This window comes from Bacillus sp. XB1 (assembly GCF_053557995.1).
This window is the reverse complement of the sequence record NZ_JBNRIL010000002.1, coordinates 78,509-92,606: the sequence shown is the minus strand read 5'-3', so window position 1 is coordinate 92,606 and position 14,098 is coordinate 78,509. Positions and strand designations below refer to the sequence as shown.

Genomic DNA, 14,098 nt, shown 5'->3' with positions numbered 1-14,098 from the left:
TTTTTCATAGTAAAACATCCATTATTTTCTTTTTACACTATCAATATATTATTTTTCGTTATCGTCCTCTTTTTTAGAACGTCTACCTAAGAAGAACACAAAAACATTACTTCCAAATAAGTGATGTTTTTTCTATTTAATGCAATGGTAACATAACCTCAACCGTTGTTCCAACCCCAACTTCACTTTCAAAACTCATTTTACCATTGTGGTCTTTAATAATTTTTTCTGTAACTACTAAACCTAGACCAGTTCCTGTTTCTTTCGTTGTATAAAAGGCTTCATTTAACTTTGGAATTTTATCTTTCGGAATACCACATCCCTCATCTTTCACTTGAACGATGATTCCATCTTTTACAGTAACTTTAATCGTAATTGTTCCCCCAACTGACATTGCTTCAATTGCATTTTTGATTAAATTAAAAAAGACCTGTTTTAATCGTTTTTCATCACATGTAATGGACGGTAAGTCTTTACTGTAAATACCTTGTATGTGGACTCCTTGTTTTAAAGCAGGCTTTTCCATAACTCGAATAACATAAGAGATAATTTCTTGTATGTTATGAGTTTCTGATTCTAGTGATTTAGATTTCTCAAATCCACTAAGTTCTGTAGCAATTATATGAATCCGATCTACTTCTTGTTTCATAATATCACTATAAATTTTATCCTCTGGATGCTTGTCTGCCTGTTTATTCACAAGTTTTTTTAAGTTTGCTAAAGGTCTTCTAATCTTATAACCAATAACCGTTGCCATTTTTCCAACAGCTGCTAGTTTTTCTGTCTGTTTTATTTCTTTGTCCATCATCTCAAGCGTACGAACGTAAGACTGAACCCTCAAAAATATAATCCAACATATAATAGTAAATACACTATATAATGCCATTGGGATTAAAACGAGAGAAGATTGAATAATGATTCCTGTAAGAGCGTACTTCCCGACAAGTATCGCTGGAACTAACCAGAAATATCTTTTGTTCACAAAGATTGGTGCGAACAAAATAAAAAATACTTCTACTATATTTCCACCGTCAAATTCCGCATCGCTACCATAATAAATCATAATGTTATGGATACAATCTAATACATTATAGCCAATTAGAATAATATACTTTACCACAAAAACATTCTTCCATTTCATAAAGTATATTCCAATGCAAAACAATACTACCGTCAAAAGGTAAAGCCATAAACCTAAACCATCTTCAAACTTTCCTACGCCTTCTTGCTCTCCCGCGATTAAAGGTACGATAAATTCATAGGCAAGATCATACACAAAAAATATAATAAAAAATAAACTTAAAAATACTTTCAATGCCTTTATTTCTTCATTTTTAAATATATAGCCTTTATTCATATGGTAACTCCTAGCTTTTCTTCCACTTGGATTTCAGTATTTCCACACTTCCTTGGGAGAATGATGTCTATTCTCGTTCCAGTATCTCTTTCACTTGAAATATGCAGCTCACCAAAGTGCTCGGCGACAATTCGATTCGCTACCGTAAGTCCCAGACCAATTTTATCTTGTTTCGTTGTATAAAAGGCTTCTGTAACACGGGTTAAGTTTTCTTGCTTAATACCATGACCATTATCGATTACGCTGATTATTACATATTCTTTCCCTTTATTCTCTAATTGTAAATGTAATATGCCACCTTGTTCCATTGCCTCTAAAGCATTTTTTATCGTATATAAAAAGACTCCTCTTATTTTTCGTTCATCACATTCAACTTCTATTGTTTTTTCTTCCACATTAGAAATAAACTGCACGTTTAATTCATTCATTTTTCCGCGAAGACTTGTTATTACTTGTAATACAATTTTTCCTACATCATGTTTCTTATAAATAGAAGGTTTGCATGTAGCAACTTCCATCAACTCACTTATCATATTATTCATATTTTCTATTTCAAAAATCATACGTTTATAAATAGGATCCTCTTCATGCTTCTCTCGTTGTAATTGCGTAAATCCTTTTAATGAAGCCAGTGGATTTTTAATTTCATGTCCAACAGTCGCTGCCATTTTTCCGATTACTGCTAATTTTTGTGATTCACTAGCAATCGCAATACTTTCCTTTACGGCTGAAAGATATTGTAAAAATCGATTTAAAATGATATATGCAGCTATTAACATAAGTGTACACATAATAAGGAACATAAATGCTTTTATTTCCTCTAATACAAATAAATAAATTAAATATTTTCCTACAATAGAGGAAAGCAAAAACACATAAAATTTTTTATTTAAAAATATGGGTACAAAGAAAATGAGAATAATTTCTATTATATTTGTCGCATCAAACGCCGCCTTATTATAAAAAATATACGAAATTATATTAGCGATTTCTATCCCTATGTATGCAAATATCCATGCATATTTAACAAGGTTTGCCTTTTCTTTTTTCAGTAAATATATATTCACGCATAGTATTGCTACTCCGCAAATAACTTGCCATATTATGTTGTATCCCTTATCCATTATTGATTTATCTTCTAATACGATTGCATAGAAAATTTGATATACAATAACAATGACATATAACACCCATAAAAGGATTTTTGCATTCCTTTCTTCTTCTTTATATGATAGAAAACTTTCTTTCACTTCAACACCCCTTCAAAATAATATCTCGAAGAATACCATTTATTATAATAAATGATTTTCATAGACAAACAAAGATAAATCGAACATTTGAGGAAAATCGTACCAAAAACGCAATATATTTAGACTATATACAGAGCATAAAATCTATGATCATTAATACGTATATTATGGAGGATGTTTTATATAGACGGCCTAAAAAGTAAAACAAAGCTTTTAGAATGGAGCCTATTGATAGAACAGGGGGAGTTTTATGTTTGTTACTGTCGAGAAAGATGTGCATATTTTTGTGCAAGACGTTAATCCTGGTCCAGGTAGTAAGACTGTTTTCTTCGTTCACGGATGGCCTTTAAATCATCAAATGTATCAATATCAAATCAATGTTTTACCAGAGCATGGCTTTCGTTGTATCGCCATGGATATACGAGGGAATGGGCAATCTGATAAGCCATGGACTGGTTACACGTATGATCGATTAGCCGATGATATCGCAATTGTTCTAGAAGCACTCCAAGTAGAGAACGCTACATTAGTCGGTTTCTCAGTTGGTGGTGCTCTTTCTATTCGCTATATGTCTCGCTATCATGGGCGCCGCATTTCTAAGCTCGCATTAATTGACGCTGTCTCCCCCTCTTTCGTTAAAAATCAAGAGTCCCCTTACGGTGTACCGAAAGAACAAGCAGATGCTCTCATTAATCAAATGTATGCTAATTTACCAAAATTTTTAAATGACGTATCTTTATCTTTTTTCAATAGAAACTTAGGGGCTGCAACCCTTGAATGGTTTTCTTATCTCGGTATGCAATCCGCTTCTTATGCCCTTATCAAAATTTTACAAGCAGCTGCAAATGAAGATGTAACGAAAGATTTAAATAAAATTAACGTCCCAACAAAAATCTTCCACGGCGTTCACGACCAACTAATTCCTTACAAAAGTGCTGAGCTTACGCAACAACGAATTAAAAATTCTCAGTTACATGCTCTTACAAATAGTGGTCATGGTTCACCAATCGATCAAGCGGATGAATTAAATAAAGAACTGATAAAATTTTTACAAACATAACAACTGCAATATAAGAATGAAAGTTAACATAATCGGTTTTTATAAAACATAAAATTCACACATTTCTCACAAATACACAAATAAAACAATTACATTTTCATATATACTAAATGTACAAGTAATACTCCCTAAACCCAGCTTGTCTGGTTACCCCGTTAAATACTATGAAAAAAGAACTTGTATCGTTATACAAGTTCTTTTTGTTTCTTTTATTTAAAGAGGATATCTGTACTATATTGATTTCCAACGAGTAAATCATATTGGAGCATTTTATATTGCTCTAACATTTCTTTTTGTTTCTTTGTTAAATCATTGATTACTTCTCCATTTTTATCAACTTTTAATTCATCTCTAAGCACTGGTATTTCCTTGTAAAGTTCCGATAAAAATTGATAAAATAAGGATTTATTTAATCCTGCATAATCAAAAATAAGATTAGAAAAATGAATTGGGCTTACTAAACCTAAATTATCATTTGGCATATCAAAGTTTGCATACATTAATAACGGAGTTTGCGCCATCGCTAAACGTTCGCTCGGTGTTTTTTCATTCGTTATATACCCGTTTTCTTTATAAAAAGATTTATTTGTTCCTAATGATGGAAGATGATCTCCAAAGAATACTAATAATGTAGGTCTATCTAAATTATCTAGTTGCTCTATTAAATATTGAAGTGCCTCATCTGAACGTCTTAATCCTTCTGTATACGTCTCTAATTCTCCTTTTGATTCTTCATTTTCTAGACCGCTAATTTCTATTAGGTTTTCACCAAATCGGCCTTCTGTAAATGGAAAATGATTTTGCATCGTAACTGCATGAATAAATGTTGGCTGTTTTTGTTCCTCTAACTCAGCAATTATCTCTTTACTCATCGCTAAATCACTAATATAATCTCCATCAATATCCACATTTTCCATCGTGTCCTCTGCATTAAACTTATCAAATCCTAACACCTTATATACATCGTCACGTTTAAAGAATGTGCGACCAAATGAATGAATTGCACTTGTATAATAACCTTCTTTTTTCAACGCCGTAGGGATTGATGGAACTTCTTTCTTATTTGTAATAACCTGCTGATATGGTATAGAACCTGGCTTTAACAAACTCATTGAATAACTTGTTAATGCCTCAAATTCAACGTTCGCTGTATTTCCCCCAAATGTAGGAGAAATAGTTTGTCCCCCAGGAAAGTTTTCTATATAATGATGCAAATTTGGTACAGGATCTTCACTAAAAGAAAGGTTGGTTACTTTCGTCGGATCCCAAAACGATTCACTCATTACAAAAATAATATTCGGTTTCTCTTTTTTCTTTTGATTCCCTACATTTCCACTATATTGTTTTTTTATATCGTTTGCTATTTGAAGCATATTTTCTTTAGAATAATTTTTTGGTTTTTCCATAACTGTTGTATCTAAATTGCTAATAAACCCAAGTACAAAACCATTTGAAGCGTAGTTCTCATTTTGATTCCACAAAACAAAATCTACACCTGATTTTTGAAATACTTTATTCATAAATGTATTCGCAAAATTACCGTACGCATATAGAACAAAAATAGATCCTACTACTAATAAGGCTCTTATTCCTAGATGAATCTTTACATTTTGAATATACCTTCTCATATATATCCCTGCTACAATACAAGCTACGATACTTACGATAATGACAAAAATATAACTCCAACTAAAATAGTCCATCACCATCGGTATAACAGATTGCATATGCGTAATTTGTGTGAAATCAGAAGGATATAACGGATCACCTCTGAAAATAAGCTTCAAATAATTCACAATACATAAAATGATTAACGTACAGCTCGTTAAAACCATACTTAGAAAAACCTTACCTATTAAATTATATACAAGAATATATATTGCATAAATTACTACAAAACTTAATATAAACTGCATATTATAAAAGTAAATCCAATTCATTGCCTCTATGAAACTCATATTAACTTGCATGACAATATAAAATAACGCTACTGTATGAGCTAATAAAAGTAATATAAAATGCACTCGCAGGGATGCTCTAAGTATAGGCATCTCTTTTTTATTGAAATGCGTAATATAAAACGTTATGCCCCATATGAAAATCATCATAACACTTAAAACAAGCTTTTGATTTAAATGATCTTTCATCATGTCTAAATTAAAAACCTTTAAAATCATAAACAGCATAGTTATTACTAATAAAGTCACCATACTACTTATAATGCTAGAAATTAATATATTTCTTTTTGGAAGATGAAAAAGTGTAGAACCATACTTCAATTCATTCCCTCGTTTCTATGTCTTAATTTCCCCCGCATCGAAAGAACTATTTCTATTAAAATAACATATATTACATATTTCGTCTGCATACTTGCTTCTACCATAAATGTATTGTCTTAATATTCCCTTAATCAACAGTTAAATTGTGGTATACAAATTACTCATTCTTGAAAAACTTAATTTCAGCATTCCACTTTATGATATAATAACTAGGTTTTGGAAATCCTTAATACTATTAAAGATTTCACATAAAAATACGAAAGAATTAATAAACAGGCGTTGCACGTTTTTAACAACTATTACTATAACGAAAAGAACCTGCCACAAGACAGGTTCTTTTCGTTATTTTATGATAAAAGAGAAAATGATTAGTATGTGTATTATATAAAAGGAAGCAGCCATATTTTCCATACGATACATACGAGCACTATAACTACAAAATCAAAAAAATCTAATCTCGGTCCTTTTTTCATATTCATATGTAGCCACATATGAAACCATTTTATTTTTGTATATTTATGGATGTTTTTCTTTGCGAATCGGTAAATAAGCATTTGCATAATAAAAAATACGGCCACAAAAATAAATAATAAGATGAGAAATCCAATCACAAAATTCCTCCTATTTTTGTAGCGTTTTTTCTACTATCCGATTTTTCAAAACCCACTCTTCAAACTGGGCACTTCCAAATTCCCAACTAAGATCGCGAGCATGTACAGAAAAAACGTAATAACCGGCATATTCGTCCATAAACCTACCTAACTCTACATCGTCTTTCTGAATACCGTATACTCCAAAATTAAAATACACATCCCATACGTCTTCATTCTTCCTCTTATAAGCGATCGATTCCATATCACATTCTGTCCCGAAATAATCAAGATGTAAATGTACGCTATCATCGTATTCGTACTCCATTTTATCACCCCTTATATTTGTACTTCTTTACCACCCAAAAAATTCCTGCTATCTACACTCACATATGGGCACTTACCTACATATCATGCTTGTAGAGTGACTTCTAGGAGGTGTTATATAGTGAAGAAATTAATCGCGATTTTTTGCATCATGTTACTAGCTGTTTTTACTTTTGCTGCTTGTAGTAGTAAAAAAGAAAGTACGAAAGAACAAACTCAAAACATTCGCGTTGGCGAAGTTACCCATTCTCTCTTCTATGCCCCATTATATGTCGGGATTGAAAAAGGATTTTTTAAAGATGAAGGACTAAATATTGACCTACAAACAACAGCTGGTGGCGATAAAACGATGACCGCCCTATTATCTGGCGGAATTGATATTGCTCTCGTCGGTTCTGAAACGTCTATTTACGTTCATCAACAAGGAGCGAAAGACCCTGTCATTAATTTTGCACAGCTTACACAAACAGATGGGACATTTTTAGTTTCACGTAAAAAACTAGACTCTTTTAATTGGAATGACGTAAAAGGTGTTACATTTTTAGGACAGCGTAAAGGCGGCATGCCGCAAATGGTTGGGGAATACGTTTTAAAGAAAAATGGAATTGATCCTCGGAAAGATACGAACTTAATTCAAAATATCGAATTTGCTAATATTGCAAATGCCTTTGCATCTGGTACAGGAGAGTTTGTGCAGCTCTTTGAACCGACTGCAAGCATATTCGAAAAAGAAGGTAAAGGTTATATCGTCGCTTCATTCGGAAATGAATCTGGTACTGTTCCTTATACAACGTTCATGGCAAAAGAAAGTTTCTTAAAGAAAGATAAAGCTGCTGCTGAAAAGTTCACACGTGCGCTCTATAAAGCACAGCAATGGGTTGATACACATAGTCCAGAAGAGATTGCTGATGCTGTTTCTCCGCTATTTAAAGACACTTCGAAAGACATTACAGTAAAAGTAATTGAACGGTATAAAAAACAACATTCTTATGCGACAAATCCACTACTAGATGCGGAAGAATGGAAACAGCTCCAAACGATTATGAAAGATGCTGGTGAATTACAAAAAGAAGTCCCACATGAAGCGCTCGTCAATACAAAAATTGCCGAAAGCGTTATTAAGAAATAGAGGCGAAGTGTATGAGTTTTTTACAAATACGTAACGTTTCTCACTGTTTTTTCGCAAAAGAGAATGCCAAACTTATTCTCGAAGATATGAGCTTACAAGTGGAAGAAGGCGAATTTATTTCTATACTCGGCCCAAGTGGTTGCGGTAAAACAACGCTCCTCTCAATCATTGCTGGACTACTTGATCCAATTGATGGTATCGTCTTTTTAGATGGTGAACCAATTACAACGAAAACTTCATCTATGGGATATATGTTGCAGCAAGATTACTTATTCCCGTGGAAAACAATTGAAGAAAATATTATGCTTGGACTTCATATTCGAAAGATTTATGATGAACAGATGAAAGAACATACTTTAAATCTTTTACAACAAGTCGGTCTACATGGGGTAGAAGGACAATATCCTCGTGAACTATCCGGCGGTATGCGTCAACGTGCTGCTCTCGTTCGAACGTTAGCAACTGATCCGAAAATTTTATTACTAGATGAACCATTCTCCGCACTCGATTATCAAACGAAATTAAAACTAGAAGAACTCGTTTTCAACTTACTAAATAAATATAAGAAAACATCACTACTTGTTACTCACGATATTGAAGAGGCGATTGCGATGAGTGATCGTATTTATTTACTGCAAGCGAATCCTGGAAAAATCGCAAAAACCTTTATCGTCCCGGAAAGTATCCGTTCTTTATCACCGTTAGAAGCACGCCATCACTACGATTTCCCAGCCCTCTTTCAAGATATATGGAAGGAGCTGGAACGACTTGGATAATATAAAACAACTACATGAACAATTTCGAAAGAAAGAACGCAGGCGTGCTTGGATTGCTCGCTCATTACAGCTTTTACTACTTATTCTTTTCTTTGCACTATGGGAAATAGCTAGCAAAAAAGAATGGCTCGATCCTTTACTCTTTAGTTCTCCTTCGAGTATTTGGGATCTCTTCTTAACGAAATGGATCGATGGTTCACTTTGGGTCCACATATGGACGACATTGCTGGAAACAGGAGTAGGCTTCATTCTCGGAACGGTACTCGGTGCTATTATTGCCACGTTTCTTTGGTGGATGCCACTTCTAGCCCGCGTACTTGATCCTTACCTCGTCGTCCTAAATGCAATGCCAAAAGTTGCACTCGGTCCAATCATCATCGTTATTTTCGGTCCAAACATTTCATCTTCTATCGCAATGGGAGTAATCATTTCCATCATCATTACCATTCTCGTTATTTACAGTTCATTTCAAGAAGTCGATTCTAACTATATAAAAGTGATGGACACATTTGGCGCAAATAAATGGCAATGTTATAAGCAAGTCGTTCTCCCTGCATCCTTTCCAGCAATTATCTCAACGTTAAAAGTAAATGTTGGTTTATCCTGGGTCGGTGTTATTTTCGGAGAACTTCTCGTTTCCAAACAAGGACTTGGCTACTTAATTAGCTACGGATTCCAAGTCTTTAACTTCACACTCGTCTTACTTAGCGTACTACTCACATGTGTTCTTGCAACTCTTATGTATGTATTTGTTGAGGCATTTGAAAAAATTCTAATTGGAAAAAGAAAAAGAAGCTGACTCAAAACAGTGCGCTATAGTCAGCTTCTTTCTTTTACCTTTTATCACACATTTTCGTTTCATTTGTAATGTTTCCATCCGCAACCGTAACTGTATGGAAACAGTCTTTCACACGTACTGTAACGACATTATCTTTTCGATCTATCACATGATAATCATTAAACTTTTCATTCAAAGCACTACGAATTTGCTCCCCTTCAAAAATCGGAAAACCGTGAGACATTACCCAAATGAGACCAGCAACAGCAAGAATCGTTTTCATACGTTTCATTACCTCCTCGAGAGTAAACTTATAGTCCCTACAACACGCGCATTATAATTGTGTCTAAATTGTGACATTTTTATACTAATTCTATTTTATACCGCAAGTTCCTTCTTCTTTTTAATAAAAATACAGAATTTTCAATTTTATCAACATAAAAAACGCAAAGAATTAAAAATTCTTCACGCTTTTCTTTAACGAAACTATATCGAAAGCATAACTCACATTAGTCTCCACTTTGTTGTTCTATCGTTTTTGAAACATCATATAATCCCGACAGCACTTCCGCTCTCATTTTTACAAGCTCAGGGAACTGATAGAAGAAAGCAATTTTTTTATATTTTAACTCTGTTCCTTCTTTCACCTTTTTTGAATCTTGTAAAATGAACGCTGTAAATGTATCTGCGATATCCTCCGTTACATTTGTTGTTCCATACAGCGATACAAAATCATCATGCTTTTCTTTATAAAATTCAATTTGTGCCTCTTCACCTTCTTCTACTTTCTTTTCTGTCCACTCTTGCTCAATTGGTTTCCAAAATTCATTATAAAATTGGTTAATATACGAAGTTTTTCTCGCACATCCATTTTTCAAGAACACCGTGTTACATTTATTTCGATATGATGAAATGTCTTTCTCTTCATCAAACGCCTCTAAATATTTCCTATCCACTGGTACTTGTTTATGCCCAATCGTTAATACGTGAGCCGTTTCATGAATTAATGTTTTCATCACTTCATCTATATTCACCCCAGAATCGAGCACGTCTAAACTAAGCAACCAATCTCTCGGGTCATCCATACTTGGCATGACATGGGCAACAACGCCGTCATAACCATCCGTTATTAAATCCAACCCTGTTATATTCTCACGATATTTCACTGGAATGAGAGTGCGATACATGTCCCATAACGTTTCATGATACTCTCTATCTTGCCGCTGGCTTAACAAATCATCTTTTGCTACTTTGTCATCTGCAAAAACTTTATTCAATCTCTTACGATCCAATTTCTCAAAATAAGGATCTACAATTTCATCATCATCGATATAATAAGAAGCTAAAAAGAAGTAATTGTCATCCTCTTCTTTTTTCTGTTCCGCCTCTTTCATATTCATACTTTCATACTCTTCTATGTCATAATCCTCTACTTTTTCAAGTTCTGAAAGTCCCTCTATCTTTTTATATACTTTTTGTAATGTTTTATCTCCTATTTGCGTGCACTCTTCTTCTGTTTTACAAATTTCTTTTTCTTTCGTAACCTCGATAGCACTCTCGCATCCTGCAACTAAACTGCTTGCTATAATACAACATACTAACTTGCCATACAGTTTCTTCATACAATCCCCCATTATTCCATTCTACAAAATATCATAATCATTTTTTTGCGAATATGCGATAATTAATTATAAAAACTGCAAGGAGGCTTCCCATGATTCGTGCAATCTTATTCGACTTAGATGGAACACTATTAGATCGGCGCCAATCTTTAGAACAATTTATTTGTGAGCAATATAATCGCTTCGCCTCACATTTGAAGAGCGTAGAGAAAACAGAGTATTGTTCTCGATTTCTTGAACTCGATAATAATGGCTATACGTGGAAGGATAAAGTATATGCTACTCTCCTTTCCCAATACAACATTACTACTTTAACGCAAGAACAACTACTACACGACTATATTACAAACTTCCAACATCATTGCATTCCTTTCAAAAACACGCATGAACTACTTCAACAGTTAAAACAGCGAAACATTAAAATTGGTATTATTACAAATGGTTTTACTGAATTTCAAATGAGCAACCTTCGAGCACTACATATACATACGTATACAAACACCATTCTCGTTTCAGAAGCTGAAGGAATTAAAAAACCTCATCCTGAAATTTTCGAACGTGCTTTGCAAAGACTAGATGTGAAGGCAGAAGAATGTCTTTATGTTGGAGATCATCCAGAAAACGATGTGCTTGGTTCTGAACAAGTAGGGATTCTTGGTGTTTGGAAAAAAGATTCGTTTTGGGGGAATTTTAAGCATTCACGTATCGTAGATGATTTGTTGGAGGTGCTTTCGTTTTTAGAGGTGGAGATAAAGTGAAACTTTAATCCGCCCCCACCCGAAAGAAATATATGCAAATAACCAATTCCAAACGACAAAGCAATTATTATAAAAAATAAAGAAAAGTTTAATTTAACCATCGAAACAGTAACAGTCGTTTCTTTTCTTTTATCCATCTTCCCCCTCCTAAAATGTAAATATATCTTTACAAAATTGTATAATATAACCAAAATAATGTAAAGATATATTTACATTTATTCTTACATACAAAAAAAGAAACCGGCTACTTTACTTCGTAAAACAGCCGATTTCTTCTATATGTTTCATCGTACGCGCTAATACGTCATCGCGCATTATAAAGCTAAATTTTCTATTCGTTTTAATGTTGTCAGGAATGTCTTTTAATAAAACAGACCCTTTCGTTTCTTCGTAATGCGTATGTTCTTCTACCGCACTAATTGTTGCAAAATAAATGTTTTTAATGATTATTTTGTCTTTTCCAGATACTTTGTATTGTCCTAAGTAAGTTAAATCAGAAACTATGCCGCCGGTTTCTTCATGAACCTCTCGAACTGCCGCTTCTTCCGGTGTTTCCCCTAGTTCTACTTTACCACCTGGAAATTCAAGACCGCGACGTAAATGATGCGTTAATAACCATTGATCCCCGTACCGGCATACAACCCAAACATGCTTTGGCTCAGGAGAAAATGGATAACGTTCAAACGATAATTGTACAGTGTTGTGGTAATAATCTTTAAATTTGTACATGCCATTACTCCCCTATTGATGGTTACAAGTTTTTCCTACCACAAATTGTAGCATATTCTCGCTTTTCTGCATAATATTATCCAATTACAATCCATTGATTATTCCCATTTGCGCGACTAATTCTTTCGTCTCGTGATTTCCTAAATCGTAAATCATTTTATATGCTTTTTGTAGTTGTTCATCATATCGGTCATTATTTGAATCGTGATGATACTCAACAAATGGAACGTGGGAGCGTACAAATGACCCTAAATCTTCTACATATGCTTGATCGAAGTGCTCTCTTAATTCCGTAATTTCCTCATCATTTGCGGAAATCTCAAAATTATACGTATCCGCCGTCTTCACTTGTGAAATTTGACCGTTTCCTATTGATATATAATATGTTTTTTTCGTCTCCATGTAACACCCTTCTTTCATCCTTTTAATTTCTATTGTTTTCATCAATTACAAAATTATGTAAAATAAAGAAAAGGAGGGGTTTTAATGTTCAAAATATTAATTATCGGTATTATCATCGTCCTAATCATCCTCGTACTCTCCATCATGACAATTAATAAAGGCTATGCTTATAAACATTCGGTCGATAAACTAGAAGATAATCCTTATACAAAAAAGAATAAGGAGGATTTATAATATGCTTCGTATACTCCGCATCACAATCGCACTCACTGTGATCGTTATGTCGGCAATTGGATTATATACAGGTCAAAATAATTTTTTACCTCTTTCACAATTTCTATTAGGAGCTTTAATGTTTCTCATCGCATTTGAACAAATAAAGAAAAAGGAGTCCTCAACTGGACTTATTTGTATTATTGCCGGTGCCTTCATTTGGATTGTTCTCATCATTAGCTATATAAAATAAAAGAAGGTACATACATGCTAAAAGGAATCCGGATTACTGTATTACTTATCGCTTTCTCTATAGCAATTTATGGATTTTTTAATGGTAGTAGAGAAATAATCCCTTATATGTTCATCTTTTTAGGAGTTATGGCCCTCACCATAAGTTTAGAGGAAATATTAAAACGGCAAACAGGAGGTAGTGTGCTCGCTCTACTAGCAGGGGCCGCTGCTTTATTTATTGGTTTCACAGAAATATTCTAGTAAATGGTCTAAAGGAGGCTATACAATGCTAACTCTAACTATATTACGGATTTTTTTAGCATTTCTCATGCTTCTCTTACTCACTCTAAGCACTTATGTCCATGTTACCGATAATTTTTCACTTCTTCCATACTTACAATTTATTCTCAGTTGTTCCTTTATTCTTCTAGGAATTAATGAATTAAAATCCGGACGAAAATCAATGAGTATCCCGTATTTTTTCGTTTCTGGTCTTATATTCTTCTTCTTAATATCGAACTACTTTCGTTATATGTAGAATGAAATTTTGACCAATTTAGCATTTATAATTATTTTCTCTCAGTAACTATTTCT

At 33.6% G+C, this 14,098-nt stretch carries 17 protein-coding genes and 1 pseudogene; 8 read left to right on the top strand and 10 right to left on the bottom strand.

From position 1 onward, the window contains the following. Positions 1-136: 136 nt before the first annotated feature. Positions 137-1,357: an ATP-binding protein gene (locus ACK1U5_RS15705; RefSeq protein ID WP_001032638.1), complete on the bottom strand. Its 1,221-nt coding sequence runs from the start codon at positions 1,355-1,357 to the stop codon at positions 137-139. Beyond that, on the bottom strand, positions 1,354-2,607 hold the full coding sequence (locus ACK1U5_RS15700; RefSeq protein ID WP_061138903.1) for an ATP-binding protein: 1,254 nt from the start codon (positions 2,605-2,607) through the stop codon (positions 1,354-1,356). Before ACK1U5_RS15700 ends, ACK1U5_RS15705 begins: the two co-directional genes overlap by 4 nt. Positions 2,608-2,857: 250 nt before the next feature. Here ACK1U5_RS15700 and ACK1U5_RS15695 point away from each other — a divergent pair, with 250 nt between their 5' ends. Beyond that, positions 2,858-3,667 (top strand): alpha/beta fold hydrolase, encoded by an 810-nt coding sequence (locus tag ACK1U5_RS15695; RefSeq protein WP_048568019.1) that lies wholly within the window; start codon positions 2,858-2,860, stop codon positions 3,665-3,667. Positions 3,668-3,876: 209 nt separating this feature from the next. Here ACK1U5_RS15695 and ACK1U5_RS15690 read toward each other — a convergent pair whose 3' ends face one another. From ACK1U5_RS15690 to ACK1U5_RS15680, 3 genes are all read right to left on the bottom strand, one after another. Continuing rightward, a complete protein-coding gene (locus ACK1U5_RS15690; protein WP_061138901.1) occupies positions 3,877-5,946 on the bottom strand; it encodes an LTA synthase family protein in 2,070 nt (689 codons plus the stop codon). A 380-nt stretch (positions 5,947-6,326) separates the two neighbouring features. Next, on the bottom strand, positions 6,327-6,557 hold the full coding sequence (locus ACK1U5_RS15685; RefSeq protein WP_061138900.1) for a hypothetical protein: 231 nt from the start codon (positions 6,555-6,557) through the stop codon (positions 6,327-6,329). Positions 6,558-6,567: 10 nt separating this feature from the next. Further along, a complete protein-coding gene (locus ACK1U5_RS15680; RefSeq protein WP_000455580.1) occupies positions 6,568-6,864 on the bottom strand; it encodes a DUF3986 family protein in 297 nt (98 codons plus the stop codon). Between the two features lie 120 nt (positions 6,865-6,984). Between ACK1U5_RS15680 and ACK1U5_RS15675 the strand changes: the two genes are divergently transcribed. Genes ACK1U5_RS15675 through ACK1U5_RS15665 form a run of 3 tightly spaced genes read left to right on the top strand, consistent with a single transcriptional unit; the run spans position 6,985 to position 9,567 of the window. Beyond that, positions 6,985-7,992 carry an ABC transporter substrate-binding protein gene (locus ACK1U5_RS15675; protein ID WP_000733151.1) on the top strand — a complete coding sequence of 336 codons (1,008 nt, stop codon included), beginning with the start codon at positions 6,985-6,987 and terminating at the stop codon, positions 7,990-7,992. 11 nt (positions 7,993-8,003) lie between these two features. Next, positions 8,004-8,768, top strand: a complete 765-nt coding sequence (locus tag ACK1U5_RS15670) for an ABC transporter ATP-binding protein (RefSeq protein WP_000009029.1) — start codon at positions 8,004-8,006, stop codon at positions 8,766-8,768. After that, positions 8,761-9,567, top strand: coding sequence for an ABC transporter permease (locus ACK1U5_RS15665; protein ID WP_069605233.1), 807 nt, complete (start codon positions 8,761-8,763; stop codon positions 9,565-9,567). The genes ACK1U5_RS15670 and ACK1U5_RS15665 overlap by 8 nt, the downstream gene beginning before the upstream one ends. Positions 9,568-9,601: 34 nt before the next feature. On the opposite strand, the gene ACK1U5_RS15660 is transcribed toward ACK1U5_RS15665, so the two are convergent. Together ACK1U5_RS15660 and ACK1U5_RS15655 are read right to left on the bottom strand one after the other, a co-directional pair. Next, entirely contained in the window at positions 9,602-9,829 is a 228-nt protein-coding gene (locus tag ACK1U5_RS15660) for a hypothetical protein (protein ID WP_000849112.1), read from the bottom strand. A 226-nt stretch (positions 9,830-10,055) separates the two neighbouring features. After that, positions 10,056-11,168: a hypothetical protein gene (locus tag ACK1U5_RS15655; protein WP_069605232.1), complete on the bottom strand. Its 1,113-nt coding sequence runs from the start codon at positions 11,166-11,168 to the stop codon at positions 10,056-10,058. A 92-nt stretch (positions 11,169-11,260) separates the two neighbouring features. On the opposite strand from ACK1U5_RS15655, the gene ACK1U5_RS15650 reads away from it, so the two are divergent. After that, on the top strand, positions 11,261-11,926 hold the full coding sequence (locus ACK1U5_RS15650; RefSeq protein ID WP_025966485.1) for an HAD family hydrolase: 666 nt from the start codon (positions 11,261-11,263) through the stop codon (positions 11,924-11,926). 14 nt (positions 11,927-11,940) lie between these two features. Here the strand turns inward: ACK1U5_RS15650 and ACK1U5_RS15645 are convergent. The 3 genes and pseudogenes from ACK1U5_RS15645 to ACK1U5_RS15635 form a co-directional block, all read right to left on the bottom strand. Beyond that, positions 11,941-12,063, bottom strand: a pseudogene (locus tag ACK1U5_RS15645) (DUF3267 domain-containing protein); the annotation flags it as partial. Positions 12,064-12,175: 112 nt separating this feature from the next. Continuing rightward, entirely contained in the window at positions 12,176-12,655 is a 480-nt protein-coding gene (gene mutTA, locus ACK1U5_RS15640) for an antimutator 8-oxo-(dGTP/GTP)ase (RefSeq protein ID WP_000276385.1), read from the bottom strand. 84 nt (positions 12,656-12,739) lie between these two features. Continuing rightward, positions 12,740-13,057: a hypothetical protein gene (locus tag ACK1U5_RS15635; protein WP_000448409.1), complete on the bottom strand. Its 318-nt coding sequence runs from the start codon at positions 13,055-13,057 to the stop codon at positions 12,740-12,742. Positions 13,058-13,141: 84 nt separating this feature from the next. Here ACK1U5_RS15635 and ytzI point away from each other — a divergent pair, with 84 nt between their 5' ends. From ytzI to ACK1U5_RS15620, 3 genes are read left to right on the top strand one after another with little or no spacing between them, the layout of a single operon-like run. Next, positions 13,142-13,291 carry a YtzI protein gene (ytzI, locus tag ACK1U5_RS15630; RefSeq protein ID WP_048568024.1) on the top strand — a complete coding sequence of 50 codons (150 nt, stop codon included), beginning with the start codon at positions 13,142-13,144 and terminating at the stop codon, positions 13,289-13,291. 1 nt (position 13,292) lies between these two features. Continuing rightward, positions 13,293-13,523 (top strand): DUF3953 domain-containing protein, encoded by a 231-nt coding sequence (locus ACK1U5_RS15625; protein WP_061138893.1) that lies wholly within the window; start codon positions 13,293-13,295, stop codon positions 13,521-13,523. 14 nt (positions 13,524-13,537) lie between these two features. Then, positions 13,538-13,765, top strand: a complete 228-nt coding sequence (locus ACK1U5_RS15620) for a DUF3953 domain-containing protein (protein ID WP_048568026.1) — start codon at positions 13,538-13,540, stop codon at positions 13,763-13,765. The last annotated feature ends 333 nt before the right edge of the window (positions 13,766-14,098 follow it).